Origin of the sequence: Stenotrophomonas maltophilia group sp. Smal32 (assembly GCF_030237085.1) — a bacterium.
GTDB lineage: Bacteria > Pseudomonadota > Gammaproteobacteria > Xanthomonadales > Xanthomonadaceae > Stenotrophomonas > Stenotrophomonas maltophilia_Q.
Genome location: NZ_JASJSI010000023.1, coordinates 1 through 26,201, shown reverse-complemented (window position 1 = coordinate 26,201; position 26,201 = coordinate 1). Strand labels below are relative to the sequence as shown.

Below are 26,201 nucleotides of genomic sequence, written 5' to 3'. Positions count from 1 at the left end.
ATAGCCCCTCCCCGCCCCCTCTCCAGCGCCAGCCCATGGGCGCGAAGGCTTCGAGCTTGGCATCCCAGAACGATATGGCGCCCGCCCTGCGCGTGCGCGACCTGCGCAAGACCTACGACAACGGCACCCAGGCCCTGAAGGGTGTTTCCCTGGAAGTGGCTCCGGGCGACTTCTTCGCCCTGCTCGGCCCCAACGGCGCCGGCAAGTCGACCCTGATCGGCATCATCAGCTCCCTGGTCAACCTCAGCGAGGGCCAGGTGGAGGTGTTCGGCAGCGACCTGGTGCGCAACCGCAGCGCCACCATGCGCCTGATCGGGCTGGTGCCGCAGGAAATCAACTTCAACCTGTTCGAGAAGCCCTTCGACATCCTGGTGAACTACGCCGGTTTCTACGGTGTGCCGCGCCAGGAAGCCGAGCAGCGCGCCGAAGAGGAACTGAAGCGCGCGCACCTGTGGGAGAAGGCCCAGGTGATGAGCCGCACACTGTCCGGCGGCATGAAGCGCCGGCTGATGATCGCCCGCGCGATGATGACCCGCCCGCGCCTGCTGATCCTGGACGAACCGACCGCCGGCGTGGACATCGAGATCCGCCGCGACATGTGGCGCGTGCTGAAGGAGATCAACGCGGCCGGCACCACGATCATCCTCACCACGCACTACCTGGAAGAGGCCGAGTACCTGTGCCGGCACCTGGCGATCATCAACCACGGCCAGATCGTCGAGCAGGGCCCGATGCGCGCGTTGCTGGCCAAGCTGGACGTGGAAGGCTTCCTGCTGGACATCGACGGTGAACTGCCGGCGCAGCTGCCGGTGATCGAAGGCGCGACGTTGACCGCCCCGGACCCGCACACGCTGGACATCGACATGCCGCGCGCGATGGACCTCAACCGCGTGTTCGCCACGCTGAACGAGGCTGGCATCCGCGTGCGTTCGATGCGCACCAAGAGCAACCGCCTGGAGGAGCTGTTCGTGCGCCTCACCGGCAACCTGGAGACTTCCGCATGAGCACCACCGAGCTGACCGACGGCCAGCGCAACCGCGTCGCACTGATGACCATCGTGCGCCGCGAAGTCGCCCGCATCATGCGCATCTGGGGCCAGACCCTGGTGCCACCGGCGATCACCATGACCCTGTACTTCCTGATCTTCGGCAACCTGATCGGGTCGCGCGTGGGTGAGATGGGCGGCTACAGCTACATGCAGTTCATCGTGCCGGGCCTGGTGATGATGAGCGTGATCCAGAACAGCTACGGCAACATCAGTTCCTCGTTCTTCGGCGCCAAGTTCGGCCGCCATGTGGAAGAGCTGCTGGTCAGCCCGATGCCGAACTGGGTGATCCTGTGGGGCTACGTGGCCGGTGCCGTGCTGCGCGGCCTGATGGTGGGCGTGATCGTGCTGATCATCGCGATGTTCTTCACCCCGGTGCGCATCCCGCACCCGATCGTGATGCTGACCACGGTGATCCTGGGCGCGACGATCTTCTCGCTGGCCGGCTTCATCAACGCGGTGTATGCGAAGAAGTTCGACGACGTGGCGATCGTGCCGACCTTCATCCTGACCCCGCTGACCTACCTGGGTGGCGTGTTCTATTCGGTGAAGCTGTTGCCGACCTGGGCCGAGGCGGCCACCCACGCCAACCCGATCTTCTACATGGTCAACGCGTTCCGCTATGGCCTGCTGGGCAGCAGTGACGTTCCGCTGCCGGTGGCCTACGGCCTGATGATCGGCTTCGTGGTGGTGCTGACGGCACTGGCGCTGTGGCTGCTGCGCCGTGGCGTGGGCATGCGCAGCTGAGTTTTGCCTGCAGGGCCTGCGGCCCCGCACCCACTGAATCAACTTCAACGGCAACGGCAAAAGCTGACTATCCGTGGCATGGCGGGAGCCTGGTGGGTGTCGACCTTGGTCGACACTGTAGATCCACGCCATGCGTGGATGAAGCGATCTCTGTAGAGCCAAGCCGATGCTCGGCTCTTTTCGTTTGGGATTGCGGCTAGGCTGTGGCGATGAAGATCACTTCCATTCCGTTGGACAAGGCCGTGTCGGACGGCCCCATCGATGCCTTCAGCCACGCGCTGCTGGGCGATTCGCCCACGCTGGATGAGGTGCTGGGATACCTGGCCACACTGCACGCAGCTGATCCCCGGCACCGCTATCTGTGCACGCTCGATGATGCCGGTCAGTGCCGCTACACCAGCATGCACGCGTCAGACGACGCGCGCATCGCGCTGTACGAGGACGAAGACCCGGCAACCCCCGACGATGCGTTGGCGGCACGCGAGCGGTTGCTGGCGCATGTCATCGCGCAGCTCGAGCATTCCTTTCATCGGCTGGAATGGAGCGCGCTGGCAGGCACACTGATGTGCAGTGACGCAGACATCGAGGCGCTGGTTGCTGCCAATGCCGCGCCGGATCTGATCGTCGACGAGGTGGTCTGCGTGCAGCAGGTACCCGTGGTCCGTGACGACCTGCTGATCGCCGCCCTGCCCAATGGCTACTTCAGCGCCGACTGGGACATCTTCCAGAACCATGCCCTGATCCGGCACCTGCAGGAACACCATGGCTACCGCCTGTTCGGGCTTGGCGCATCGTGGTTGGGCTTCCAGCGCGACAGCGCGCCGTTGCCTGCGGAAGCGAGTGCTCTGGTCACGGATCTGCAGCACATCTTTGCCACAGGAAGGGACGACACCTGGTCGCACCTGGCTGCGACGCTGGCCACCCGCACCACGCTTCTGCTGGGATACACCGAAGACTTCAGCGAGCAGCTGCGCTGAGCACCGCTCTGCATGGGCGAGCGCAGCGAGCGACCCGCTTCCGCCCTTGAACTGCTTCACGCGGTGGCGGTGGCCGCGCCGGGCCAACCCCACTGAACAGTGCTTTCCGCGAACCACCACGGGGGGCACCGCCGTTGGCCGCAATCTCCGGCACAATCGCAGTTCTGATTCCCCCAGAACACGGTGAACCTGCAATGCGCATCCTGATCCTCGGCGCCGGCGGTACCGGCGGTTACTTCGGTGGTCGACTGGCCCAGGCCGGCGTGGACGTGACCTTCCTCGTGCGCCCCGCCCGCGCAGCGCAGCTGGACCGCGATGGGCTGGTCATCCACAGCCCGATCGGCGATGCCTGCTTCCCGGTGCAGCACGTGACCGCCGAGGCACTGCCCGCGCTCGCCGCGGAGAAGCCGTTCGATCTGGTCATTCTCAGCTGCAAGGCCTATGACCTGGACAGCTCGATCGATGCCATCGCGCCGGCAGTCGGTGCGAACACCACCGTGCTGCCGATCCTCAACGGCCTGCATCACTACAACGCACTGGATGCGCGCTTCGGTCGTGAGGCGGTGCTCGGCGGCCTGTGCTTCATCAGCGCCACCAAGGCCGCCGACGGCGCCGTGCTGCATCTGGGCAAGCCGGCCAAGCTCACCTTCGGCGAGCGCGATGGCGGCGCGATCTCCGCGCGCGTGCGCGCCTTCGCTGCCGCCTGCGCACAGGCCAATCTTGATCACCTGGCCAGCGAGCACATCGGCCAGGAGCAATGGATCAAGTACACCTTCCTGACCGCGCTGGCCGCAGCCACCTGCCTGCTGCGTGCGGACATCGGCACCATCGTCGCTACCCACGATGGCGAGGCGATCGTGCGTGGCCTGTACGACGAGTGCCTGGCCGTGGCCGAGGCCGCCGGTGAACCGATTCCCGAAGCCGCGCAGGACAACGCGCGCGGCACCTTGACCCAGGCCGGATCTGCGCTGAAGGCATCGATGCTGCGTGACCTGGAGGCCGGCCAGCAGGTGGAGGCCGAGCAGATCGTCGGCGACATGCTGGCGCGTGCGCGCAAGGCCGACCAGGAAGCCCTGCTGCTGCAGGTCGCCTACAGCAGCCTGCAGGCCTACCAGGCACTGCGCAGCGCGTGAGCTTCGCGTTGCAGGCCAACGCACTGCCAGCGCGGGTGCTGATCCTCGGCCTGGGCTGGAGCGGATGCGTGCTGGCCACGCAGTTGCAGGCACGTGGCGTGCAGGTTGCTGGGACGGTGCGCGATCCGGCAGCGGCGCCCGATGACGGTCTTCGTCGGTATCGGTTGCAGGCCGACACCGCACCTTCGCCCGATCTGCTCGAGGAGATCGCACACGCCGATGCCGTGCTGTGCAGCGTGCCGCCCGATGCCGAGGGCGATCCTGCCTTGCGCCTGCTGCTGCCCGCGCTGTTGGCCAGCCCAGCACTGCGCTGGGTCGGCTATCTGTCGTCCACCTCGGTGTATGCCGATCGCGCCGGAGGTTGGATCGACGAGCGCAGCGCGGCCGACGCCACCGACGCGGCCGGCGTGCAGCGCCTGCTCGCGGAAGCACAGTGGCGTGCACTGGCCGGACAACGCGGCATCGCCTCGGCGGTGTTCCGCCTGCCAGGCCTGTACGGACCGGGCCGCAATGCGCTGGTGCAGTTGTCACAGGGCCGTGCACGCCACGTGGTTCGCCCGGACCAGGTGTTCAACCGACTGCACGTGGATGACCTGGCAACCGTCATCATAGCCGCAATGCGGCGACCGGCCCGGCAGGGTCTCTACCTGCCCAGCGACGACGAGCCCGCACCGCCGCAGGATGTGCTGGCCTTCGCCGCGAAGCTGGGCGGGTTTGCGCTGCCGCCCGCCGTGGCCTGGGATGACCCGGCACTGAGCCCGACGCTGCGACGCTTCTACGAGAGCAACAAGCGCATCGACAGCCGGGGCACGCGTGAAGCGCTGGGGTGGGCGCCACGGTTTCCGACGTATCGGGAAGGGCTGAAGGACCTTGCCGCTTCGCTCGCCGGGCATGGCCCGGCGCTACCGGACAGCGCTTTGTAGAGCCGAGCCCATGCTCGGCTGCTCTCCGTGTCCGTCGCGCTGCGCGCGATGAGCCGAGCATGGGCTCGGCTCTACGGATCAACCCGCGTCGGGCAGACGGAAGAACGTGCGCGCGGCCGCCGTGGCATTGGCCGCGGTCAACGCAACGTCCTCGCCACGGTCACGTGCCAGCTCTTCCACGATGTGCGACAGGAACATCGGTTCGTTGCGGCGATCCTTCGGCATCGGCTTCAGTGTGCGTGGCAGCAGGTACGGCGCGTCGGTCTCGATCATCAGGCGGTTGGCCGGGATGTTCTTCACCAGTTCGCGCAGGTGCGCTCCACGGCGCTCATCGCACAGCCAGCCGGTGATGCCGATGTACCAGTCCTGGTCCAGGTAGTCGAACAGTTCATCGCGTTCGCCGGTGAAGCAATGCACCACCGCCGGGCCGATGCGACCTTCGAAGTTCTTCATCTGTGCCATGAAATCGGCATGCGCGTCGCGCTGGTGCAGGAACAGCGGCTTGCCATTGTCCGCGGCCAGCTGCAGCTGGCGCTCGAACGCACGGTGCTGGGCCGGGCGCGGCGAGAAATCACGGAAGTAGTCCAGCCCACACTCCCCCACCGCCACCACTTCCGGATGGGCGTGCAGCGCGCGCATCTCGGCATCGCATTCGTCGGTGTATTCCACCGCATGATGCGGGTGCACGCCGGCGGTGGCATACAGGAAGCCCGGATGCTGCTGCGCCAGCTGTACCGCCAACGGCGAGTGCTCGCGGCTGGCGCCGGTGATGACCATCTGCACCACGCCGGCCTGGCGCGCACGGTCCAGCACGGCATCGCGGTCGCGGTCGAAGGAGTCGTGGGTCAGGTTGGCGCCGATATCGATCAGGTGCATGGTCATCGCGGGGGAAAAGTGCCCGCGCATTGTACCTGCGCCGGCCGTGGCCCCTTATCCTTTGCACAATGAACGCCCCGCTCTTCCCGATTTCCCCGCTGCTGCCACAGATCCAGCAGCACCTGGCTGCGCAGCCGCGGCTGGTGCTGGAAGCCCCACCCGGCGCAGGCAAGACCACCCAGGTGCCGCTGGCGCTGCTGGACGCACCGTGGCTGCAGGGCCGGAAGATCATCCTGCTGGAACCGCGCCGGGTGGCTGCGCGCAGCGCGGCGCTGTTCATGGCACGACAGCTCGGTGAAGAGGTCGGTGGCACGGTCGGCTACCGCATCCGCTTCGAGAACAAGATCTCGGCACGCACCCGCATCGAGGTCGTCACCGAGGGCATTCTCACCCGCATGCTGCAGGACGACCCGATGTTGGAAGAGGTCGGCGCGATCCTGTTCGACGAATTCCACGAACGCCACCTCAGCGGCGATCTGGGCCTGGCACTGGCGCTGGACGTGCAGGCACAGCTACGCGATGACCTGCGTCTGGTGGTGATGTCGGCAACGTTGGATGGCGAGCGCTTGGCACGCTTCCTCGATGCGCCGCGACTGAGCAGCGAGGGCCGCAGCTACCCGGTGGCGATCAGCCATTTCCCGGCGCGCCGCGATGAGACGCTGGAACTGCAGGTGCGCCGCGCGGTGCAGCAGGCCCTGGCCGATCACCCCGGTGACCTGCTGGTGTTCCTGCCCGGCCAGCGCGAGATCGCGCGGGTGCAGGCCGGCCTGCAGGAATCGCTGGATGCCGGCGTCGAAGTACTGGCCCTGCATGGTGAGCTGCCGGTGGAACAGCAGGCGCGCGTGCTGCAGGCCGCCAGCGACGGCCGCCGCCGCGTGGTGCTGGCCACCAACGTGGCCGAGTCGTCGGTGACCCTGCCCGGCGTGCGCGTGGTGATCGACAGCGGCCAGGCACGCGAACCGCGCTACGACCCCAACAGCGGCTTCACCCGGCTGGACGTGGTCTCCATCGCCCAGGCGTCGGCCGACCAGCGCGCCGGTCGCGCCGGTCGCGTGGCCGAAGGCGTGGCCTGGCGGCTGTGGCCGCAGTCGCAGCGATTGGAGCCGCAGCGCCGGGCCGAGATCGACCAGGTGGAACTGGCCGGACTGGCACTGGAACTGGCCGCTTGGGGCAGCAGCGACCTGCGCTTCCTCGATCCACCACCTGCCGGCCCGATGGGCGCCGCCCGCGAACTGCTGCAGCGGTTGGGCGCATTGTCCAGCAGTGGTGCGATCACCGCACTCGGCCGCCGCGTACTGGCGCTGGGTACGCACCCACGGATGGCGGCGATGCTGCTGGCCGCGCCCGATGCACGTTCGCAGGCGCTGGCCGCCGATCTGGCCGCGCTGCTGGAAGCGCGCGATCCGCTGCGCCAAGGCGGTGACGCGCTGGCGAGCCGCTGGCGCGCACTGGCCGCGTTCCGCAATGGCCGCACACCGGGCGATGCCAACCGTAGCGGGCTGGCCGCCATCGATGCCGCCGCCAAGCAGTGGCGTCGCCGCCTGCGCTGCGAAGCCACGCCGCCGGCCAGCATCGAGGCCCATCAGCTGGGTGACCTGCTCGCTCACGCCTTCCCTGATCGGATCGGCTTCCAGCATCCCGGCGATCCACTGCGTTACCTGCTGGCCAATGGGCGCAGCGCGCGCCTGCACGAGCTGAGCGACCTGCGTGGCGAACCGTGGCTGGTGGCCAGCGAGCTTCGCTTCGAGGCACGCGATGCGCTGCTGCTGCGTGCCGCACCGGTGGACGAAGGCCAGCTGCGCAAGGCGTGGCCGGAGCGCTTCGTCACCGAAGATGTGGTCCGCTGGGACAGCGAGCGCCGCGCCCTGGTGGCCCTGCGCGAGACCCGTTTCGACCGCATCGTGTTGGACAGCCGCTCGGCCGGCCGGGTCGATCCGCAGCACGCCGCGCAGGCGCTGACCGACGCGGTGGCCGAGCTAGGCCTGCAGGCGCTGCCATGGACCGAAGGCCTGCGCCAGTGGCAGGCACGGGTGGAATCACTGCGGCGCTGGATGCCGGAGTTGGATCTGCCCGACTGCAGCGACGCGGCCCTGCTGGCCAACCGTGCGCAGTGGCTGCAGCCCGCGTTCGCCGGCAAGAGCCGTCTGGATGCGCTGGACGAGTCCAGCTTCGGCGAGGCGCTGAAGTCGCCGCTGGAGTGGTCGCAGCGGCAGCTGGTCGAGCGCCATGCGCCGACCCGCATTACCGTGCCGTCCGGACTGGAGCGGCCGATCACCTACGAGTTGGACAGCGAAAGTGGCGAGCCCTTGCCACCGGTGCTGGCGGTGAAGCTGCAGGAACTGTTCGGCCTGGCTGATACGCCGCGCATCGCCGATGGGCGCGTGCCGCTGACCCTGCACCTGCTCTCCCCCGGCGGCCGCCCGTTGCAGGTCACCCAGGACCTGCGCAACTTCTGGGAAAGCACCTACGCCGAAGTGAAAAAGGAAATGAAGGGGCGCTACCCGCGGCATCCGTGGCCGGATGATCCGTGGACCGCGACGGCCACGCACCGGGCCAAGCCGCGCGGAACCTGAAGGGCGGGGTCAGAGCCGTTTCCCAACGGAAAGGGATCCGACCCACCCTGCCTGATCCTGAATGGCTACGCTAAAGTCACACCGCCTGCGGCCCCGACTGACATACCGTTTACGGGCAACACGCGACACTGGACTTCGACCCGAGGCAAAGGACCCCCGCATGAGCAAGCTCACCGTAATCACCGACCGCGCTCTGGAGCGCGCCCTGGAACTGGCCCACACCGCCGGCGATGGCCTGAAGAGCGCCGGTGGCAGCCTGCGCAATGCGGACTGGATCAAGACCGGCGCCGCCATCGGCGCAGTGAAGACCGGCGGCAAGGTCGCCACCAAGTTCGCACGCCGCAACCCGGCCGTGACCATCGCCGCTGCTGCCGTCGGTGTCGGCCTGCTGGGCTATGCGCTGTACCGCAAGCAGCAGAAGAAGAAGGCTGCCAATGGCCACGTGGTGAATGGGCAGGCGCAGCGCATCAACGCACGTGACCGCCGCAACGACACCGTGGTGGACGAGCACAGCGATATCGGCAGCGACGCCTGAGTGTGACCGACCGGGTCAGAGCCCTTCCTGCGGAAGGGATCTGACCCCGAGCCAGGGCCGGATGCCGCGAGGTATCCGGCCCTTTCTGTTTCAGCCGATCTGCCGCCACTGCCCCGGCTGCAGGTCGTCCAGCCGGTAGGGTCCCATCGAAACGCGGACCAGGCGCAGCGTCGGCAGGTTCACCGCCGCGGTCATCCGCCGCACCTGGCGATTGCGGCCCTCGCGGATAGTGATCGCCAGCCAGGCATCGGGGACGGTCTTGCGGAAGCGCACCGGCGGATCGCGTGTCCACAGCGACGGCGCCGGATCGAGGCGCTCGATCTTCGCCGGCAAGGTCGGCCCGTCATTCAGCTCCACCCCATCGCGCAGCCGTTGCAGCTGCTCATCGCTGGGCGTGCCTTCCACCTGCACCCAGTAGGTCTTGTCGGCCTTGTGCCTGGGGTCGGTCAGCTTGTGCGCCAGCGTGCCGTTATCCGTCAGCAGCAGCAGGCCTTCGCTGTCATGGTCCAGACGACCGGCGGCATACACGCGCGGCGGCAGGCCGAACCCGGCCAGGGTCGGCCGCGGCGGCACGCTGCGGTCGGTGAACTGGCAGAGCACGTTGAAGGGCTTGTTGAAGGCGATCAGCATTGCGGGCACGGCAGTCGGCGGATGAGGTATTGTCCCATGCCGCGCCATGCGCCACGTCCCTGTCGCGCTACGCACGATGAGCCGAGCATGGGCTCGGCTCTACAGAGTCAGCATGCGCCAGCAGGGCCCCCCCCTTACGGCTTGATGAAGCGCAGGGTCATGCGGTCGCTTTCGCCGATCGCCTGGTACTTCGCATCATCGGCCTTGTCGTGCTGGTTGGTCGGCGGCAGCGTCCACACGCCGTTCGGGTGGTCCTTGGTGTCGCGCGGATTGGCGTTGATCTCGCTGCGCGCATCCAGTTTGAAACCAGCCGCCTCGGCCATCGCGATCACCTGCTGCTGGCCGACATAGCCGGTGTCATCGTCGTCGGCCACATCGGCCTTGGCGCGATGCTCGACCACGCCCAGCACGCCGCCCGGCTTGAGCACGTTGTAGAAGCCCTGGAACATGCCCTGCGCCTGGCCGGCCTTGCGCCAGTTGTGCACGTTGCGGAAGGTCAGGACCACGTCGGCTGAATTGGCCGGGCCGAAGACCGGCTTGGCTGGATCGTAGGCGACCACGGCGGTCTTGCCGAACTGTGCCGGGGCGCCGGCGTACTTCTTCTCCAGGCTGTCGCGGCTGCGCTGCTGGTAGTCACGGCCGCGGCCTTCGGGCACGGCCATCGGGTCGACCACGGCGGCGACGTAATGACCCTTGTCATGCAGCAGCGGCGCCAGGATCTCCGAGTACCAGCCGTTGCCGGGGGTGATCTCGATGACGGTCTTTTCCGGAGCCACCTTGAAGAACGACAGCGTCTGCGCCGGATGACGGAAGCCATCGCGCTTGATGTTGTTGGCATCGCGGGTGGGCGCCTTCACCGCCGCCTCGATGGCCGGCGAGACCTGAATCTTCGCCGGCGCCACCGTGGCCGGTGCGGCGAACGCGGGAACAGCAGCAAGCAGGGCCGAAGCAAGCAGCAGGCGGCAGCCACGCAGGGACGAAGCAGGCATCATCGGGACGACTCCAACGGAAGATGCGGCGAGACTAGCAGTCGCAGCGTCCAAGGTGTTCACAAAACGTTAGCGGCGTGCGCATCGCGGAACACTGTTTTGTGGTCGCCGCCGCAGCACGGTCACACATCGCGTTCTATTCTGGAGCACTTCCCCCAAGGAGTCCGTGCCCATGACGGCAACCCGCGAACTGGGCCGTTCCGGCCTGCATGTACGTCCGCTCGCCTTCGGTGGCAACGTGTTCGGCTGGAGCGCCGATGAGAAGGCCAGCTTCGCCCTGCTCGATGCCTTCGTCGATGCCGGCTTCAACCTGGTCGATACCGCCGATGTGTATTCGGCCTGGGTACCCGGCAATGCCGGCGGCGAATCGGAAGCGCTGATCGGCAAGTGGTTCGCCCGCAGCGGCAAGCGCGACAAGGTGGTGCTGGCGACCAAGGTGGCCAAGTGGGCCGAGCGTCCCGGCCTGACCCCGGACAACATCACTGCGGCGGTCGAGGATTCGCTGCGCCGCCTGCAGACCGACGTCATCGATCTTTACCAGGCCCACGAGGATGACGAGTCGACGCCGCTGGAAGCCACGCTGGCTGCGTTCGGACGCCTGATCGAAGCCGGCAAGGTACGCGCCATCGGCGCCTCCAACTACAGCGCCACGCGCCTGGCCGACGCGCTGAAGGTCTCCACCGACTACAAGCTGCCGCGTTACGAAACCCTGCAGCCGGAGTACAACCTGTACGACCGCGCCGGCTACGAGAAGGAACTGGAACCGCTGGTGCAGCGCGAACAGATCGGCGTGATCGGTTACTACGCCCTGGCCAGTGGCTTCCTCAGCGGCAAGTACCGCACGCCGGCTGATGCGGCCAAGAGCCCGGCGCGTGGCGAGACAGTAGTGAAGCGCTATCTGAACCCGCGCGGCCTGCGCATCCTGCAGGCGCTGGATGACGTGGCCAGCAAGCACGGCGCCAGCGCTGCGCAGATCGCACTGGCCTGGCAGATCGCACGGCCGTCGATCACCGCGCCGATCGTCAGCGCTACCAGCGTCGAACAGCTGCACGATCTGCTGGCGGCGGCGAACGTGTCGTTGAGCGTGCAGGATGTCGCGCAGCTGGATGCCGCCAGCACGGAAGCCTGAGTTGCAGTGCCGGCCGCTGGCCGGCATTGCACAACAGCGAAGAAAATAATTGAACAAAATAGTTGCGCACGACTAAATCGTGGTTTATCGTGCGCACCTCGTTTCAACAACCACTGGAAACTTCCCTTGAACGCGCATTCCGTCGCCATCGCCAAACTGCTGCCATGCCTGCGCATGGACGTGCTGGCGCGCGCGTTCTGCAAGGAAGTCCAGCTGACAACGGCCTGATACCCGCCCTGCGGAGATCGGCCACCCCGATCTCCGAGGCCTGACGACGCCCTCGGAACGCAAGTCCCGGGGGCGTTTTCATTTGCGTCGGCGCAAGGACCCGCGATGCCAGAACTGCACCCCACGCGGCAACCCGCCGCTCACTGACCCAGGTTTTTCCGCCCCACCGGAGGATTTTCTCCGCGTGCACGGCAACGCCTGGACATTATCTGCATCGCACCCAAACATTATCGCTCGCGATAATGTCGGTGGCCTGCACCCTCGACTACCAACGGTCCCGTTTCAACCACGGGCTGGTGCGCGCGGCATTGCCGTGGCGTATGCCGGAGGTCGCGGACATGCCATCGCCTGGATCGCCTGCTGGAGGCAGGCGCCGGTTCGCCGGCACGCGGTTCGATTCCGCGCGGTTCACCACTGGATAGCTCAGTCGGGTAGAGCAACGGACCCTGATTCCGTCTGTCGTGGGTTCGACTCCCACTCCAACCACATGACCTTCCACGTCATGACGTAAAGCAACACCCGGGGCGCACGCCCCAGCGGCCATCGTCGCCGGTCCTGCGAACGCCTTCGGGCGTTACAGGAAGGGCAACGGACCGCACGCCGGGCCTCGGCCCGCCGTCAATGCCAGCCACGTTCCGCCCCGGTGCTGCCTGCCGGGAACGACGACGGCAGCACTGCCGGTGCACCGAAGGCTCCGCGCGTGGACCGTCCGCCGATGGCCGCCCTCTTCCGCTGCCTGCACGTGGTGTGCACGCGGCCTCGCCACGACCTGATCGACCCGGGTCCTGGCGATTCATCCGCAACGGGTCGAACCACCAGAGCCATACAAGGAGAGACTCCCATGTTCTGGACCATCAAGGTCGTGATCGGCGACGGCGAGCGCGGCCTGGTGTATCGCAACCGTCGTTTCCAGCAGATCCTGCTGCCGGGTGTGCACCGCCTGTCGCTGTTCGGCGGCCGCCCACAGGTGGACATCCACAACGCATCGAAGGGCGCGGCCTACTCCGGCAGCGACCAGGACAGCCTGATCGAAGCGCTGGGCGCGACGCTGGACACGCACTTCGTGCTGGCCAACGTCGGTGCCGGCGAGGTCGGCCTGCTGCTGCGCAACGGCCGCATCGACGAGGTGCTGCCGCCGGGCAGCCGCCGCCTGTACTGGCGCGGTTCTGTCGACACTCAGGTGCGCGTGATGGCACTCGGTGACGAGCCGCGCGTCCCGGCGGACGTGCAGCAGCGGCTGGGCCAGCTGGGCGTGCTGCCGCGTGTGGCGGTGATCAGCACCGTGCCGAGCGAGTCGGTGGGCCTGCTGTTCATCGATGGCACGCTGCGGCAGACGCTGGACGCCGGCCTGCACGCGTTCTGGAACTTCAACGGCAACGTGTCGGTGGAGCGTGTGGAGCTGCGTGCGCGTTCGCTGGACGTATCCGGCCAGGAGCTGCTCAGCCGCGACAAGGTGACCCTGCGGGTGAACCTGGCCGCGACCGTGCAGGTGGTCGACCCGGTGCGGGCACACCGCTCGCTCAGCAATGCTGATGAGTTCATCTATCGGCAGCTGCAGTTCGGCCTGCGCCAGGCGATTGCCGTGCGCAGCCTGGACGAGCTGCTGGGTGACAAGGCGGCACTGGACGGTGAGATCGCCGCCCATGTGCAGGCCGCGATCGAGGGCCACGGTGTACGTCTGCTTGGCGTGGGCATCAAGGACGTGATCCTGCCGGGCGAGATGAAGGAGATCCTCAACGGCGTGGTGCTGGCCGAGAAGCAGGCCCAGGCCAGCGTGATCCGCCGCCGCGAGGAGGCCAATGCCACGCGTTCGCAGCTCAACACCGCAAAGCTGATCGAGGACAACCCGGTGCTGATGCGCTTGAAGGAGCTGGAGGCGCTGGAGAAGGTCACCGAGAAGATCGACAAGCTCACCGTGTTCGGCGGCCTGGATGGCGTGCTGAAGCAGCTGGTGACGATCAGGTAGGGGGTAGCGGCGGCGCAGGGACGCGCCGCCGGCCCATCAAGGACATACACGAAGACATGGACACTCAACACAACTATCAATGGCTGCACGCCCAGGGCACCACGCCGATCAAGGGCTGGGTCAACGGCGTTCCGCTGGAAGCGCAGGCGCATGAGCAGCTGCGCAACATCGCTGCGATCCCGTTCGTCGGGCCGTGGGTGGCAGTGATGCCGGACGTGCACCTGGGCAAGGGCGCGACCGTGGGCTCGGTGATCCCGACCCGTGGCGCGATCATTCCGGCCGCGGTCGGCGTCGACATCGGCTGTGGCATGGCCGCCGTGCGCACCACACTGCGCGCCAACGACCTGCCCGATGACCTGCGGCAGCTGCGCAACAGCATCGAGCGCAGCATCCCGGTCGGCAACGGGCGCGGCGGCGAGCACCAGCGCATGCCCGACAGCATCCACACCCGGTTGGTGCAGTCCGGGCTGGCCGCCGGGCTGGAGAAGATCAAGGACAGGCACCGCAGGATCCGCACCGACAAGCTCGACCGTCAGCTGGGAACGCTGGGCGGTGGCAACCACTTCATCGAACTGTGCCTGGACGAGACGGATACGGTGTGGGTGATGCTGCACAGCGGCTCGCGCGGCACCGGCAACCTGATCGGCACCTACTTCATCGAAAAGGCGCGCGAGGAGCTGGCACGGCGCGTGCTCGGCTTCCACCTGCCGGACAAGGACCTGGCGTTCTTCATGGAAGGCGAGCCGCTGTTCGATGATTACGTCGAAGCCGTGTCGTGGGCGCAGGACTACGCCCGGCAGAACCGCGAGGCGATGATGTCGCGCGTGCTGGCCGAGATGCGCCACCGCTTGCCGAAGTTCCAGCTGGCGGCGATGGCGGTGAACTGCCACCACAACTACGTGCAGAAGGAGACGCACCACGGCCAGGAACTGCTGGTGACGCGCAAGGGCGCGGTCAGTGCGCGCGAGGGCGAGCTGGGCATCATTCCCGGCAGCATGGGCACGCGCAGCTACATCGTGCGCGGCAAGGGCAACGCGGACAGCTTCCACAGCTGCAGCCACGGTGCCGGCCGGGTGATGAGCCGTGGCGCTGCACGCCAGCAGATCACGCTGGCCCAGCACCGCGAGGCCACCGCGCATGTGGAATGCCGCAAGGACAGCGGCGTGCTGGACGAGTCACCGGCGGCGTACAAGTCGATCGATGATGTAATGGCCGCCCAGCTGGACCTGGTGGACGTGGTGCACACGCTGCGGCAGGTGCTGTGCGTGAAGGGATGATGGAACGGTGCCGGCCAGGGCCGGCACCCACCGCGCTCGATTGCGGTAGATCCACGCCATGCGTGGATCGAACGGCGCCGGGCAAGGTCGGCAGCTACCGGCGCAGCGATCAACGCGGCACGCTGTCCTCGCCCACCAGCGCATGGTGCACACCAATGCCCGCACGCACGCCTTCGGCAGCGGCCAACGTGATGTTGCCGACCGTCGTCGCATCGCCTGCGGCATACACGTTCGGCACCGAGGTCTGCTTCATCATGTCGACCTCGATCAGCACCCCCAGCGGGCTCTCGACCAAGGTGCAACCGAGCTGCTGCACCAGCGGCGTGGCCATCGCCTGGGTGGCCGGTACGAACAGCGCACGCTGGGCGATGCGGCGGCCATCGGCCAACTCCACTTCCAGCCAGGTCGGCTGGTCACCCTGCACGCCCACCACCGGCGCGGTCTCGATCTGCACGCCGCGCTGCTGCATGGCGGCCTGCTCCTCATCGGTGATCGGCAGGCCTTGGCTGAAGAAGGTGACATTTCCCCAATCGGCGAACAGCGGCGCCTTGCTGGCGGACATCGGGTGACCACCAAGCAGGCCGATGGCGCCACCACCCACTTCGTAGCCATGGCAGTAGGGACAATGCAGCACGGTACTGCCCCAGCGCTCGGCCAGCCCCGGCAGGTCCGGCAGCTGGTCGGCGATGCCACTGGCCAGCAGCAGCTTGCGTGCGGCCAGGACCTGGCCATCGGCGGTACGCAGTTCCACGCCTTCAGCGCTGGCGGTGGCCTGCACGGCTTCGGCATGCACCCAACGCACCGTGGGGTAGTCCAGCAGCTGCTGGCGCGCGGTCTTCAGCAGCTCGGCGCCACTGATGCCATCCAGCCCGAGCACCCCGTGCGAATGACTGGCGAAACGGTTGCGCGGCGAACCGGCATCGATGACCGTAACCGGGCGACGGGCACGGGCCAGGATCAGGCCGGCGGCAATGCCGGCATAGCTGCCGCCGACGATGAGCACATCAGGATTCATGCGGACCTTCCAGGGAACGGTGATGGGCGAGATGGCGGGCGAAGTCGGCGCCGAGCTGGTCCAGCGTGGTCGCTTGCAATCGCTGTTCAAGCATCCGTTGTGCCTCGCGCGCGCCCTCCAGCAGGGCGCTGTTGACCAGCTGCTGGATCGGGCAGCCGCCGCTGGCGTCGCGGGTACCGACCTGCACCAGCGGCGGCGCTCCCACCGCCAGATAGATGTCGTGCAGGGTGATCGCTGCGGCATCGCGGGCCAGCTGGCTGCCGCCGCCATGACCACGGGTGCTGCGCACCAGGTCGGCCTTGTGCAGCTGTGCCAGCAGGCGGCGGATCACCACCGGATGGGTCGGCAGGCACGACGCCAGCTGCTCGGAGGTGCGCGGGGCGGCATGGCCGACCAGATGCGCCATCACGTGCAGGGCGTCGGAAAGGGGATTCGCGGATTTCATGTAACAACTATAGTTACATTTAAATCCTCTGTCGAGGGTCTTCTTTCGTTCCATATGGACACATTTGTCCTATGAAATATCTCCTTCACATCACTAAACGAAACGGGAATGTGATCCAAGTCGCACTTCAGAGAGAAGTGGCACCGGTCGATACCGAATCGCCCCTTCCCGAGAGTCCCTCCCCATGAATGCGTCTGTCCGTGCTCCGCGCCTGCAGTCCAAGCTGCTCGGCGCGGTTTCCGTTGGTCTTGCCGTGGTCCTGCTGTGCGCTCTGGCGGGCCTGGCCTCCGCCTGGTTGAAGCTTTCCACCGAGGTTCCGCCCGAAGTCGCGCACAGCCGCGACGCCGAACGCCTGCAGCGCGAGTTCCGCGGCCAGGTGCAGGAATGGAAGAACGTGCTGCTGCGCGGCCACGACGACGCGCTGCGCCAGCGCCATCTGGACGCCTTCGACAGCGAGGGCCGCCTGGTCGAGCAGCTGGCCAAGAGCCTCACAGCCAGTCCGGACGCGCGTACGCGTGAACTGGCACAGGCCTTCATCGGCCTGCACACACAGCTGCAGAAGGACTACCACGCCGCCCTGCAGGCGTTTGCGGAGGCCGGCTACGATCCCGCCGCCGGCGACAACCTCGTGCGCGGCAAGGATCGCCCGGTGGCTACGGCACTGGATGCACTGAGCACGCATGCCACGCAGGTGGCGGAGACGGCCGTGGCGGCACGGTCGCAGCAGGCGCGGCAGACCCTGCTGCTGTGTGCCTCGTTGACCGTGCTGGCCGCCGTGCTGCTGCTGATGGGCCTGGCCTGGTGGCTGCGACGCGCGGTGGTGCAGCCGGTGCTGGCGGTGGAAGCCGCCGCCCGCGCGGTGGCCGCCGGCGACCTGCAGCACGTGGTGCAGGTGCGCAGCCGCGACGAGATTGGACGCCTCGCGCAAGCCATGCAGGCGGTGCAGTCCACGCTGCGCGGCGTGCTGGATGCGCAGACTGCGATGGCACAGGCACACGAGGCCGGCACCATCAGCCATCGCATGGACGCCAGCGCGTTCCCCGGCGCCTTCGGCACCATGGTGGCCGACTGCAACACGCTGGTCGACGCACATATCCAGGTGAAGATGCGCGCGATCTCGATCATGGGCCGCTATGCCGTCGGCGACCTCAGCCAGGACATGGAACGCCTGCCCGGCGAGAAGGCCGTGATCACCAACGCACTGGATACGGCCAAGGCTAATCTCGGCGTGATCAACGGCGAGATCCGCCGCCTGGCCGAAGCCGCTGCCGCCGGTGACTTCAGCCAGCGCGGCGACAGCGCACGCTTCGAGCATGATTTCCGCGCGATGGTCGATGGCCTCAACCGTCTGATGCAGACCACCGAGCTGAACCTGGGCGAGGTTTCCAGCATGCTGCGCGCGATAGCCGACGGCCGCCTCGGCGCACGCATGCACGGTGATTTCCAGGGCGTGTTCGCGCGCATCGCCGGTGACGCCAACACCACCGCCGCGCAGCTGGCGACCATCGTCACCGACATCAAGCACGCCTCCGGCAACATCCACACCGCCGCCGCAGAGATCGCCGCCGGCAACAATGACCTGTCGCGCCGTACCGAGCAGCAGGCGGCCAATCTGGAAGAGACCGCTGCCTCGATGGAGGAACTGACCTCCACCGTGCGCCAGAACGCCGAGCATGCGCGCCAGGCCAACCAGCTGGCCATCGGCGCGCACACGGTCGCCTCGCAGGGCGGCAGCGTGGTCGGCCAGGTGGTGGCGACGATGGGCGCGATCGAGACCTCGTCGAGGCGGATCGCCGAGATCATCAGCGTGATCGATGGCATCGCGTTCCAGACCAACATCCTGGCGCTGAACGCGGCGGTTGAAGCGGCACGCGCCGGTGAGCAGGGTCGCGGCTTCGCCGTGGTGGCCAGCGAAGTGCGCACGCTGGCACAGCGCTCGGCCGGTGCCGCCAAGGAGATCAAGGCGCTGATCGAGGCCTCGGTGGAACAGGTCGGCCTCGGCGCACAGCGCGTGCGCGAGGCCGGCGACACCATGGCCGAGATCGTGGCGTCGGTGCAGCGCGTGACCGACATCATGGCCGAGATTTCCGCGGCCTCGCAGGAACAGAGCGCAGGCATCGAACAGGTCAGCCAGACGGTGATCCAGATGGATGGCACCACCCAGCAGAATGCGGCGCTGGTGGAAGAAGCCAGTGCCGCCGCACGCAGCCTGGAACAGCAGGCGAACCGATTGATCGATGCGGTGGATGTGTTTGATCTGTCGACCACCGCCGCAGCGAAGGATGCGCTGGCGCGCGCAGCCTGATCCTTTGCAGGCAGCCGAGCGTGGGCTCGGCTCTACACCGGGCCGTCAATCGTTCCGGGCTCTGTAGAGCCGAGCCTGCGCTCGGCGCACCTCAACGCAGGTAATCGCTCCGCGCCATCGCTTCACCCAGGTAATCCAGGAACGAGCTGATCCGCGCCGATACTGCGGTGTTGCGGTAATACACCGCATGGATCGGCTGGTACACGTCCAGCGTCTGTGCCGCCAGCACCGGCACCAAGGTGCCGGCGGCGCGGTCGCGGTCGGTCACGAAGTCGGACAGGCAGGTGATGCCCACCCCTTCCACCGCCAGCCGGCGCAACGTCTCGCCGCTGGACACCGCGATGTCCGGGCGCACCCGCAGCAGGCCATCGGCATCGCCCGGCAGCGGCCAGTGATTCAGCGATTCCGGCTCGTTGAAGCTGAGCAGGGTGTGCTGGCCCAGCGCCGCCACGCTGGCCGGTTCGCCATGTGCGGCCAGGTAGGCCGGGCTCGCCACCAGGCGCAGCTGGCAGCGGCCCAGCGGTCGGGCATGCAGGGTGGAATCGGCCAGCGGACCAATCCGGATCGCCAGGTCGGTGCGCCGTTCCAGCAGGTCGATGTAGCGCTCGGAGCTGTTCAGCTCCAGCTGTACTTCCGGATAGCGCGCACGATAGCCGGCGACCAGCGGCGCGATCACATGCAGCACGAACGGCATCGCCGCATCCACGCGCAGGCGTCCGGCCGGGCGTTCGCGGCGCGCCGCCATCTGCTCCTCGGCTGATTCCACCGCGTCGATGATCGCCCGCGCATGGCGCAGGTAGGCCTCGCCTTCGGCAGTCAGGTGCAGGCGGCGCGTGGTGCGGGTCAGCAGGGTGGTACCCAGCTTGTCCTCCAGCCGCCCCAGCGCACGGCTGACGCCGGAGGGCGTCTGCCCCAGCTGCTCGGCCGCGGCACTGATCGAACCGCTGTCGATCACCGCCAGGAACGCCTGCATTTCATCGAGGGTGGTTTTCATGGCGCCATTATTGACCACGCGGCAAGAGTGATTGGCGTGAAGATGGGTGTTTAGGCAAAGGTTCGACGCGCACACTGCGCGCCTTCCTTCCCTCTGGAGCCTGCCATGATCCGTGGCATTCCCCTCGCCCTGCTGGCCCTGACCCTCGGTGCCTTCGCCATCGGCACCACCGAGTTCGTCATCGTCGGCCTGATTCCAACCATCGCCGCCGACCTGCAGGTCAGCCTGCCCTCGGCCGGCCTGCTGGTCTCGCTGTACGCGCTGGGCGTGGCGATCGGTGCGCCGGTGCTGACCGCGCTGACCGGCCGCGTGCCGCGCAAGACCCTGCTGGTGGCGCTGATGGTGCTGTTCACGCTCGGCAACGTCATCGCCTTCCTGGCGCCGGGCTACACCTCGCTGATCGCCGCGCGCATCCTCACCGGCCTGGCACATGGCGTGTTCTTCTCGATCGGTTCAATCATCGCCACTGCGGTGGTACCGAAGGAGAAGGCGGCCAGTGCCATCGCCATCATGTTCACCGGCCTGACCGTGGCACTGGTGACCGGCGTACCGCTGGGCACCTTCATCGGCCAGCACCTGGGCTGGCGCGCCACCTTCCTGGCCGTGGCCGGGCTCGGCGTGATCGCGCTGCTGGGCGCGCTGCTGTTCGTGCCGCGCAGCGTGCCGCAGAGCGCGCCGTCCAGCTTCCGCCAGCAGATGGCCGTGCTGGCCCAGCCACGCCTGCTGCTGGTCTATGCGATGACCACGCTGGGTTATGGCGGCACCTTCCTGGCCTTCACCTACCTGGCGCCGATCCTGCAGGACGTCACCGGTTTCTCGGCCAACGCGGTCAGCCTGGTGTTGCTGGTGTACGGCGTGTCGGTGGCGATCGGCAACCTGTGGGGCGGCCGCATGGCCGACCGCATGGGCCCGGTGCCCGCGCTGAAGCGCATCTTCGCCCTGCTGGCGGTCGTACTGTTCGTGCTCACCTTCACCGCCTGGAACATCTGGCTGATGCTGCTGACGGTGCTGGCGCTGGGCGCGGTGGCATTCGGCAACGTGCCCGGCCTGCAGGTCTATGTGGTCAAGCAGGCGCAGCGCTATGCACCGCAGGCCACCGACGTGGCCTCGGGCTTGAACATTGCCGCCTTCAACATCGGCATCGCGCTGGGCGCCTCGCTGGGTGGCCTGGTGGTGGAGCACGTCGGCCTGATGCACACGCCGTGGCTCGGCGCGCTGGTGGTACTGGCCGCCTATGCGCTGACCGTGCTCAGCGGGCGCCTGGACCGTCGTGATGGCATCGATGATCGTGCCGACGGCATCGCCGTGGCCGCGCACTGATCCATGCAATGCAGCGTTGCCGGCATGCATACGGCACCTGTCCTACCCTCTTTCCCTTGCAACTCCCTCCCCCCTTGGAGCTTTCAATGACTGTTCCCGCCTTTGGCCTTGGTACCTTCCGCCTGAAGGACCAGACCGTGATCGATTCGGTGCGCAATGCACTGGATGTCGGCTACCGCGCCGTCGATACCGCGCAGATCTATGGCAACGAAGCCGAAGTCGGCCAGGCCATCGCCGAGTCCGGCGTGCCGCGTGATGATCTGTACCTCACCACCAAGGTGTGGATCTCCGAGTTCAAGCACGATGCGCTGCTGGCCAGCCTGCGTACCAGCCTCGAAAAGCTGCGCACCGACCGCGTCGACCTGGCGCTGATCCATTGGCCCTCGCCGAACGACAAGGTCGACGTGCCGATGGAGGAGTACCTGCCGGCGCTGGCCGAAGCCAAGGCGCAGGGGCTGACCAGGGCGATCGGTATCTCCAACTTCACCATCGCCCAGACCCGCAAGGCGATCGAGATCCTCGGCGCCGATGCGATCGCCACCAACCAGATCGAGATCCATCCGTACCTGCAGAACCGCCTGCTGGTGAAGTTCCTGCAGGACAACGGCATCCACATCACCGCCTACATGAGCCTGGCCTATGGCGAGGTGATCAAGGACCCGGTGATCCAGGCCATTGCCGGCCGGCACCAGGCGACGCCCGCGCAGATCGCACTGGCCTGGGCCCTGCAGCAGGGCTTCTCGGTCATTCCATCTTCGACCAAGCGCGAGAACCTGGCCAGCAACCTGGAAGCGGCCGCTATCCGCCTGACCGACGAAGACATGGCACAGATCGCCAAGCTGGATCGTGGGCACCGCCTGGCCAATCCGGAAGGCATTGCGCCGGCCTGGGATTGAGGCCCTGTTGTTGTAGAGCCGAGCCCACGCTCGGCTGCCGTATCCCTGGAGCCGAGCATGGCTCGGCTCTACTGAATGGATCCCCGGGACCCCACCTCATGCAGCATCCGCAGCACCTCGTGCACGTCCAACGGTTTGCACAGGAAGCCGGCAGCGCCCATTGAACGCGCCCTCTCGATGACCTGCAGACGCGTGTCCGCACTCATCACCAGGATGGGCGGATCTTCCGTTCTGGAGCCGATCGCTTCAAGTACGTCCCAACCGCTGCAACCCGGCATATGAAGGTCCAGCAGCACCACGTCCGGCGCAAGCGAGGCCATCGCAGCCTGCGCATCGCGCCCGTCGTTCCGGCAACTCAGCCGATGGCCCGCGCATTCCATCAACCGCTCGACCACCTGCCGGTTGGTCTCCACATCTTCGAACAGCAGGCAATGCAGGGATCGCACCGATCTCGAATGCGCCTTGAAAACCTCCTCAAGCGACGGTGACGATGCCTCGCCGATGATGGCGGGAGCAGTGAAGCGCCACGTGAACGAGGCACCGCCCCACGCACTGCGACCCACCTCGATCGTCGCGCCCATGGCATCGGAAATCAGCCGCACGATGTAGAGCCCAAGCCCAACCCCCTGCTCGCAACGTGCATCCCCCTCGCTCACCTGCACAAACGGCGAGAAGATCGATTCCTGATCGCTCTCGTCAATGCCGCGGCCGGAATCGGAGACGATGACACGCACCTGCCATTGCTCATCGATTCGGGTGCAATCAACACGCACTCGGGTTTCCCCACCCATCGGGCTGAACTTGATCCCGTTGCAGACGAGATTGCTGATCACCTGTTCGATGCGGCCCGCATCGGCCAGCATCCACACCGCAGGATCGCACTCATCGACCGTCAGCAACACGCCCTTCTCTGCAGCGGCCGCTGCGCAGCTTTCCTGCATTGCATCGAGCGTGGCCGCCAACGAACAGGGCTGGGGACGAAGCCGCAGCTTTCCACCCTCGATACTCGCCACATCAAGGACATCGTCAATGCGATGCCGCAGCGCTCTCGCCTGACGGGCCACCATCGCAAGTGCGCCGCGCCGGGCCGCCGTGGCGGTCTCCATGTCCAGCAACTGGATGCCGTTGATGATGGCGTTCAGGGGAGTTCTCAGTTCGTGGCTCATCGTTCCCACGAACCGCCCCTGGGCCTCACGCGAGGCGACGGCACGCAGTGCGATATCGCGCATGGCAGCGACCATGGTGGCGACGACGGCAGGCAGCAGGACAGTCAGCGCCAAGGCGTACGCCAGGTACGCCGGCCGCGAGGTCCAGTAACCCTCGGGCGCAGCCCACAGCAGGCCCAGCGTCGCCGCAGCGATGGCCGGAGCCATTGCCTTCCGCCCGTAGACCGTTGTCGCTGCGATCACGAGGAAAGGCAAGGTTGCATTGAGCGTCATCAGAAGAATGAAGGCCGCATCGACCTGCACGGTGACCATCATCAGGCTCAGAAGCAGGCCCGCCGCGTCGCGCCATGCCACACCGCGGTCCTTGTACAGATTCACCCACGCCGCCCATGCCACGGAAGCGAAAAGCAGCGCAATGGACGCGGGCAACACCCTCGCCGCATCGTTGGCCAGCACGGGTTGCGGTCCATCCATCCAGAGCCAGCACCACAACACCGTCAGCGCCTGCAATACCACCCTGAACAGACTGGCCCTCGGCTCCTGCAGGCAGGACAGCAACAATGCGAGTCGATTCATCTCCAGTGAGCGGGCCGCCTGGAGCAGGGCGTCGGGGCCAGGCTCGAGCAGGCCAGAGCGGGCATTGGACATGGCTGGATTCCTTCAGCTGTGAGGAACGATGGAACGTTGCAGAAGACGCTGCGCGGCGGCCGCCACCCTTTGGGAGCGCCGACGTATGTGCTCCACCGTCGCCCCCGATCGAACGCACTCACCCAGGTCATCGCAGGCTTTGGCGATCATCGGGCTGCCCAGCGCCGAGGTGATGCTCTTGAGCGCATGCAGGCGCGTCAGTTCCGCATCCGGATCGCCGCAAGGCGCACTCACAGCCTCGCTCGTCCACCGCGAAATCGCTTCGTCCAATGCAGAGACAAAGCGCGGAAGCTCGCGTGGCGACATCGCTGCAATCATCCGCAGCATTGAATGCGGTCCGAGCTCTGGACCAACGCTCCCGGCCGCTGGGATTTCCGGTTCATCCATCCGTTCGGTTGTGTGCATCTGCCTCCGCCCCGTGTCGCATTCGACCTGTTGCCGCCGATCGCTCGCGGCCAGAAACGACTTAGTGCAAGGCCATTTGCGACAACCGATCCTCCGCAAGAACTACTGCATCCGCTCGTGAATGAGCGCGGCCAACCCGGGGAAATGCCTGGAAAGCACGTATCCCAGCGCTATTCCAAGCAATATTCCGGCAAGGATGACGCTCACTCTCAAGAAGGGTGACAGTCGTTTCAGATCCATGGCATCCAGCATCCATGCAACGACGGCCATGCGCCATCGGAATCCATTCAATCTTTCCTGAGGTGCACTGTGCTGGTGTTCATCCTTCTTCTTCTGCTGGCATGTGCTGCACTGATCGCCTCACGCCGATTCCGCACCGCGGCGCTCCTGTCGGTGCTGCCCTTCATGGCCTTGTCCAGTGCAACGGGCCCGATCACGCAATGGATGCTCGACCGGGCCCAGGCCAGCCCTGCGTTCACGACACCTGCAGATCGGCCGAAGACAACGATCGTGCTGCTGGGCGGTGGCATCGAGCACCATCCCGAGGGCTCCAGCCCGGGACTGGCGGGGTACAGCCGATTGCTGGTGACGGCGCAGCGCTATCTGCTCTGCCAGCGGAAGTACGAGATCTGCAGGGTGATCGTGAGCGGAGGTGCCTCAAGAAACCGTAAGACCAGCGAGGCCTACGTCTACGCGCGCGAGCTGGCCCGTCTGGGTGTGCCGAGGGATCGCATCGAGCAGGAGGACGCCAGCGCCAACACCTGGGAGAACGCCCGGAACAGCAGCGCGATGCTCCGCCACGATCCATCGCGCGTGGTGATCGTGACCTCGGGTCTTCACCTCAGGCGAAGCCTGCTTTATTTCCAGCATTTCGGCGTGATTGCCGAAGGCCTGCCCAGCGACCGACTACGCGCCACGCCCGGCTGGCTCCCCTCGACCTTCAACCTGCTGCTGGCCGAGGTGATGTTGCACGAACGTATCGGCGTGATTCGTTACCACGCCTACAACAGACTGGGGTGGAACGAACCGCCGATGCCACCGATCCCCTTCAATCCACAGACAGCCACCCACGCATCGCCGCACTGACCTCGTCCGGCTTTTCCATCGGGGCCAGGTGACCGCAATCGGCCACCACCACCAGCTGCGAATGCGGCACCAACGCATGCATTTCCTCGCTCACTGCCAGCGGCGTGATGCGATCATTGGCACCACAGATGATCAACAGCGGATCACGGTAGCCGGCCAGCACGTCATGGCCGTCGCGGCGTTCCAGCGCGCTCTGGCGCAGGAACACTTCCGAACCCAGGCGGGCGGTCATGTCGCGCACGCGCTGCACCAGCACGTAATCGTCCAGCCGCGAGGCATCGATGTAGCTGCGCATCAGCGTATCGCCGAAGCCATGGAACCTGCCCGGCAGGCGTACGCTGGCGCGCTGGCTGCGGCGCTGCTCGGCGCGCTCCGGTGAGTCGGCGTGGATCGAGGTATCAACCAGCGCCAGCTGCAGTACGCGTTCCGGGGCGATGCGCAGGATCTGCTGGGCGACGAAGCCACCCAGCGAGAAACCGGCCAGGGCGAAGCGCTCCGGTGCCTGTGCCAGCACATCCTCGGCCACTGCCTGCAGGGTCTCGCCACGGGTCTGGTCACCTACGGTGCAATCGGCGATGTCGGCCAGGTCGGCCAGCTGTGCGCGCCACAGCTCGGCGTCGTTGAGCAGGCCGGGCAGCAGCAACAGGGGAATACGTTCGGTCATGCGGGTATTGTCGCGCTGGTGCGGTGACAGAACCATGCCGCAACGGGCGATTGCGCTGTAGAGTCGCGGCCCGCGCGCCCCCGCGCCCCCCCCGCCCGCCCCGCCGCCCCCCCGCAAAACCCCCCCCCCCCCACCGGCCCCCCCCCCCGCCCCCCCAAACCCGCGCGTTTAAAACTTATCTGCCAGCGCCTGCCACCCCACCGGCTATTAACTGCGGCGGGGGCGGCTA

24 protein-coding genes and 1 tRNA gene are annotated in these 26,201 nt (G+C 66.9%); 15 read left to right on the top strand and 10 right to left on the bottom strand.

Annotation, left to right across the window (positions count from 1 at the left end; all coding sequences use genetic code 11):
- The first annotated feature begins 35 nt into the window (after positions 1–35).
- The 5 genes from QRO91_RS08010 to QRO91_RS07990 all read left to right on the top strand — a co-directional run bounded on the left by QRO91_RS08010 (position 36) and on the right by QRO91_RS07990 (position 4,825).
- The gene (locus tag QRO91_RS08010) at positions 36–1,004 is read left to right on the top strand and encodes an ABC transporter ATP-binding protein (protein WP_049427206.1); all 969 of its coding nucleotides are present in this window, start codon (positions 36–38) and stop codon (positions 1,002–1,004) included.
- Positions 1,001–1,792 (top strand): ABC transporter permease, encoded by a 792-nt coding sequence (locus QRO91_RS08005; protein WP_049427207.1) that lies wholly within the window; start codon positions 1,001–1,003, stop codon positions 1,790–1,792. The genes QRO91_RS08010 and QRO91_RS08005 overlap by 4 nt, the downstream gene beginning before the upstream one ends.
- A 209-nt stretch (positions 1,793–2,001) precedes the next feature.
- Complete coding sequence (locus QRO91_RS08000; RefSeq protein WP_197650638.1) at positions 2,002–2,769, top strand: hypothetical protein; 768 nt, start codon at positions 2,002–2,004, stop codon at positions 2,767–2,769.
- Positions 2,770–2,963: 194 nt separating this feature from the next.
- Complete coding sequence (panE, locus tag QRO91_RS07995) at positions 2,964–3,902, top strand: 2-dehydropantoate 2-reductase (protein WP_197632942.1); 939 nt, start codon at positions 2,964–2,966, stop codon at positions 3,900–3,902.
- Positions 3,899–4,825: an NAD-dependent epimerase/dehydratase family protein gene (locus tag QRO91_RS07990; RefSeq protein WP_197632940.1), complete on the top strand. Its 927-nt coding sequence runs from the start codon at positions 3,899–3,901 to the stop codon at positions 4,823–4,825. Before panE ends, QRO91_RS07990 begins: the two co-directional genes overlap by 4 nt.
- 78 nt (positions 4,826–4,903) lie before the next feature.
- Here the strand turns inward: QRO91_RS07990 and QRO91_RS07985 are convergent, their stop codons facing one another.
- Positions 4,904–5,701, bottom strand: coding sequence for a TatD family hydrolase (locus tag QRO91_RS07985; RefSeq protein ID WP_049427229.1), 798 nt, complete (start codon positions 5,699–5,701; stop codon positions 4,904–4,906).
- Positions 5,702–5,769: 68 nt separating this feature from the next.
- Here QRO91_RS07985 and hrpB point away from each other — a divergent pair, with 68 nt between their 5' ends.
- Both hrpB and QRO91_RS07975 read left to right on the top strand, forming a co-directional pair.
- Positions 5,770–8,274 carry an ATP-dependent helicase HrpB gene (hrpB, locus tag QRO91_RS07980; protein WP_049427213.1) on the top strand — a complete coding sequence of 835 codons (2,505 nt, stop codon included), beginning with the start codon at positions 5,770–5,772 and terminating at the stop codon, positions 8,272–8,274.
- 160 nt (positions 8,275–8,434) lie between these two features.
- Positions 8,435–8,809 carry a hypothetical protein gene (locus QRO91_RS07975; RefSeq protein ID WP_049427214.1) on the top strand — a complete coding sequence of 125 codons (375 nt, stop codon included), beginning with the start codon at positions 8,435–8,437 and terminating at the stop codon, positions 8,807–8,809.
- Positions 8,810–8,899: 90 nt separating this feature from the next.
- Here QRO91_RS07975 and QRO91_RS07970 read toward each other — a convergent pair whose 3' ends face one another.
- Together QRO91_RS07970 and QRO91_RS07965 are read right to left on the bottom strand one after the other, a co-directional pair.
- On the bottom strand, positions 8,900–9,439 hold the full coding sequence (locus QRO91_RS07970) for a pseudouridine synthase (protein WP_019336761.1): 540 nt from the start codon (positions 9,437–9,439) through the stop codon (positions 8,900–8,902).
- A 134-nt stretch (positions 9,440–9,573) separates the two neighbouring features.
- Positions 9,574–10,431 (bottom strand): class I SAM-dependent methyltransferase, encoded by an 858-nt coding sequence (locus QRO91_RS07965; protein WP_197619400.1) that lies wholly within the window; start codon positions 10,429–10,431, stop codon positions 9,574–9,576.
- A 169-nt stretch (positions 10,432–10,600) separates the two neighbouring features.
- On the opposite strand from QRO91_RS07965, the gene QRO91_RS07960 reads away from it, so the two are divergent.
- The 4 genes from QRO91_RS07960 (at position 10,601) to QRO91_RS07945 (ending at position 15,028) form a co-directional block, all read left to right on the top strand.
- On the top strand, positions 10,601–11,557 hold the full coding sequence (locus tag QRO91_RS07960; protein WP_197650635.1) for an aldo/keto reductase: 957 nt from the start codon (positions 10,601–10,603) through the stop codon (positions 11,555–11,557).
- 643 nt (positions 11,558–12,200) lie between these two features.
- A tRNA-Gln gene (locus QRO91_RS07955) sits at positions 12,201–12,271 on the top strand.
- A 355-nt stretch (positions 12,272–12,626) separates the two neighbouring features.
- Positions 12,627–13,751, top strand: a complete 1,125-nt coding sequence (locus QRO91_RS07950) for a slipin family protein (RefSeq protein WP_049427220.1) — start codon at positions 12,627–12,629, stop codon at positions 13,749–13,751.
- Positions 13,752–13,807: 56 nt separating this feature from the next.
- On the top strand, positions 13,808–15,028 hold the full coding sequence (locus QRO91_RS07945) for an RtcB family protein (RefSeq protein ID WP_049427222.1): 1,221 nt from the start codon (positions 13,808–13,810) through the stop codon (positions 15,026–15,028).
- A gap of 109 nt (positions 15,029–15,137) precedes the next feature.
- Here the strand turns inward: QRO91_RS07945 and QRO91_RS07940 are convergent, their stop codons facing one another.
- Together QRO91_RS07940 and QRO91_RS07935 are read right to left on the bottom strand one after the other, a co-directional pair.
- Positions 15,138–16,043 (bottom strand): NAD(P)/FAD-dependent oxidoreductase, encoded by a 906-nt coding sequence (locus tag QRO91_RS07940; protein ID WP_049427223.1) that lies wholly within the window; start codon positions 16,041–16,043, stop codon positions 15,138–15,140.
- Entirely contained in the window at positions 16,033–16,488 is a 456-nt protein-coding gene (locus tag QRO91_RS07935; RefSeq protein WP_197650633.1) for an Rrf2 family transcriptional regulator, read from the bottom strand. The genes QRO91_RS07940 and QRO91_RS07935 overlap by 11 nt, the downstream gene beginning before the upstream one ends.
- A gap of 184 nt (positions 16,489–16,672) precedes the next feature.
- Here QRO91_RS07935 and QRO91_RS07930 point away from each other — a divergent pair, with 184 nt between their 5' ends.
- Positions 16,673–18,793 carry a methyl-accepting chemotaxis protein gene (locus tag QRO91_RS07930; RefSeq protein WP_100443717.1) on the top strand — a complete coding sequence of 707 codons (2,121 nt, stop codon included), beginning with the start codon at positions 16,673–16,675 and terminating at the stop codon, positions 18,791–18,793.
- Positions 18,794–18,884: 91 nt separating this feature from the next.
- Here the strand turns inward: QRO91_RS07930 and QRO91_RS07925 are convergent, their stop codons facing one another.
- On the bottom strand, positions 18,885–19,787 hold the full coding sequence (locus tag QRO91_RS07925) for a LysR family transcriptional regulator (RefSeq protein WP_049426727.1): 903 nt from the start codon (positions 19,785–19,787) through the stop codon (positions 18,885–18,887).
- Between the two features lie 105 nt (positions 19,788–19,892).
- On the opposite strand from QRO91_RS07925, the gene QRO91_RS07920 reads away from it, so the two are divergent.
- Positions 19,893–21,107: an MFS transporter gene (locus QRO91_RS07920; protein WP_197632927.1), complete on the top strand. Its 1,215-nt coding sequence runs from the start codon at positions 19,893–19,895 to the stop codon at positions 21,105–21,107.
- Between the two features lie 86 nt (positions 21,108–21,193).
- Positions 21,194–22,003 carry a 2,5-didehydrogluconate reductase DkgB gene (gene dkgB / locus QRO91_RS07915; RefSeq protein ID WP_010482282.1) on the top strand — a complete coding sequence of 270 codons (810 nt, stop codon included), beginning with the start codon at positions 21,194–21,196 and terminating at the stop codon, positions 22,001–22,003.
- 68 nt (positions 22,004–22,071) lie between these two features.
- Here the strand turns inward: dkgB and QRO91_RS07910 are convergent, their stop codons facing one another.
- From QRO91_RS07910 to QRO91_RS07900, 3 genes are all read right to left on the bottom strand, one after another.
- A complete protein-coding gene (locus QRO91_RS07910) occupies positions 22,072–23,817 on the bottom strand; it encodes an ATP-binding protein (protein ID WP_197619386.1) in 1,746 nt (581 codons plus the stop codon).
- Between the two features lie 12 nt (positions 23,818–23,829).
- Complete coding sequence (locus QRO91_RS07905; protein WP_285310358.1) at positions 23,830–24,144, bottom strand: hypothetical protein; 315 nt, start codon at positions 24,142–24,144, stop codon at positions 23,830–23,832.
- A 180-nt stretch (positions 24,145–24,324) separates the two neighbouring features.
- Complete coding sequence (locus QRO91_RS07900; RefSeq protein WP_157804702.1) at positions 24,325–24,492, bottom strand: hypothetical protein; 168 nt, start codon at positions 24,490–24,492, stop codon at positions 24,325–24,327.
- A gap of 39 nt (positions 24,493–24,531) precedes the next feature.
- Here QRO91_RS07900 and QRO91_RS07895 point away from each other — a divergent pair, with 39 nt between their 5' ends.
- The gene (locus tag QRO91_RS07895) at positions 24,532–25,308 is read left to right on the top strand and encodes a YdcF family protein (RefSeq protein WP_197619384.1); all 777 of its coding nucleotides are present in this window, start codon (positions 24,532–24,534) and stop codon (positions 25,306–25,308) included.
- Here QRO91_RS07895 and QRO91_RS07890 read toward each other — a convergent pair.
- On the bottom strand, positions 25,271–25,972 hold the full coding sequence (locus tag QRO91_RS07890; protein WP_197619499.1) for an alpha/beta fold hydrolase: 702 nt from the start codon (positions 25,970–25,972) through the stop codon (positions 25,271–25,273). The genes QRO91_RS07895 and QRO91_RS07890 overlap by 38 nt on opposite strands.
- Positions 25,973–26,201: the final 229 nt, after the last annotated feature.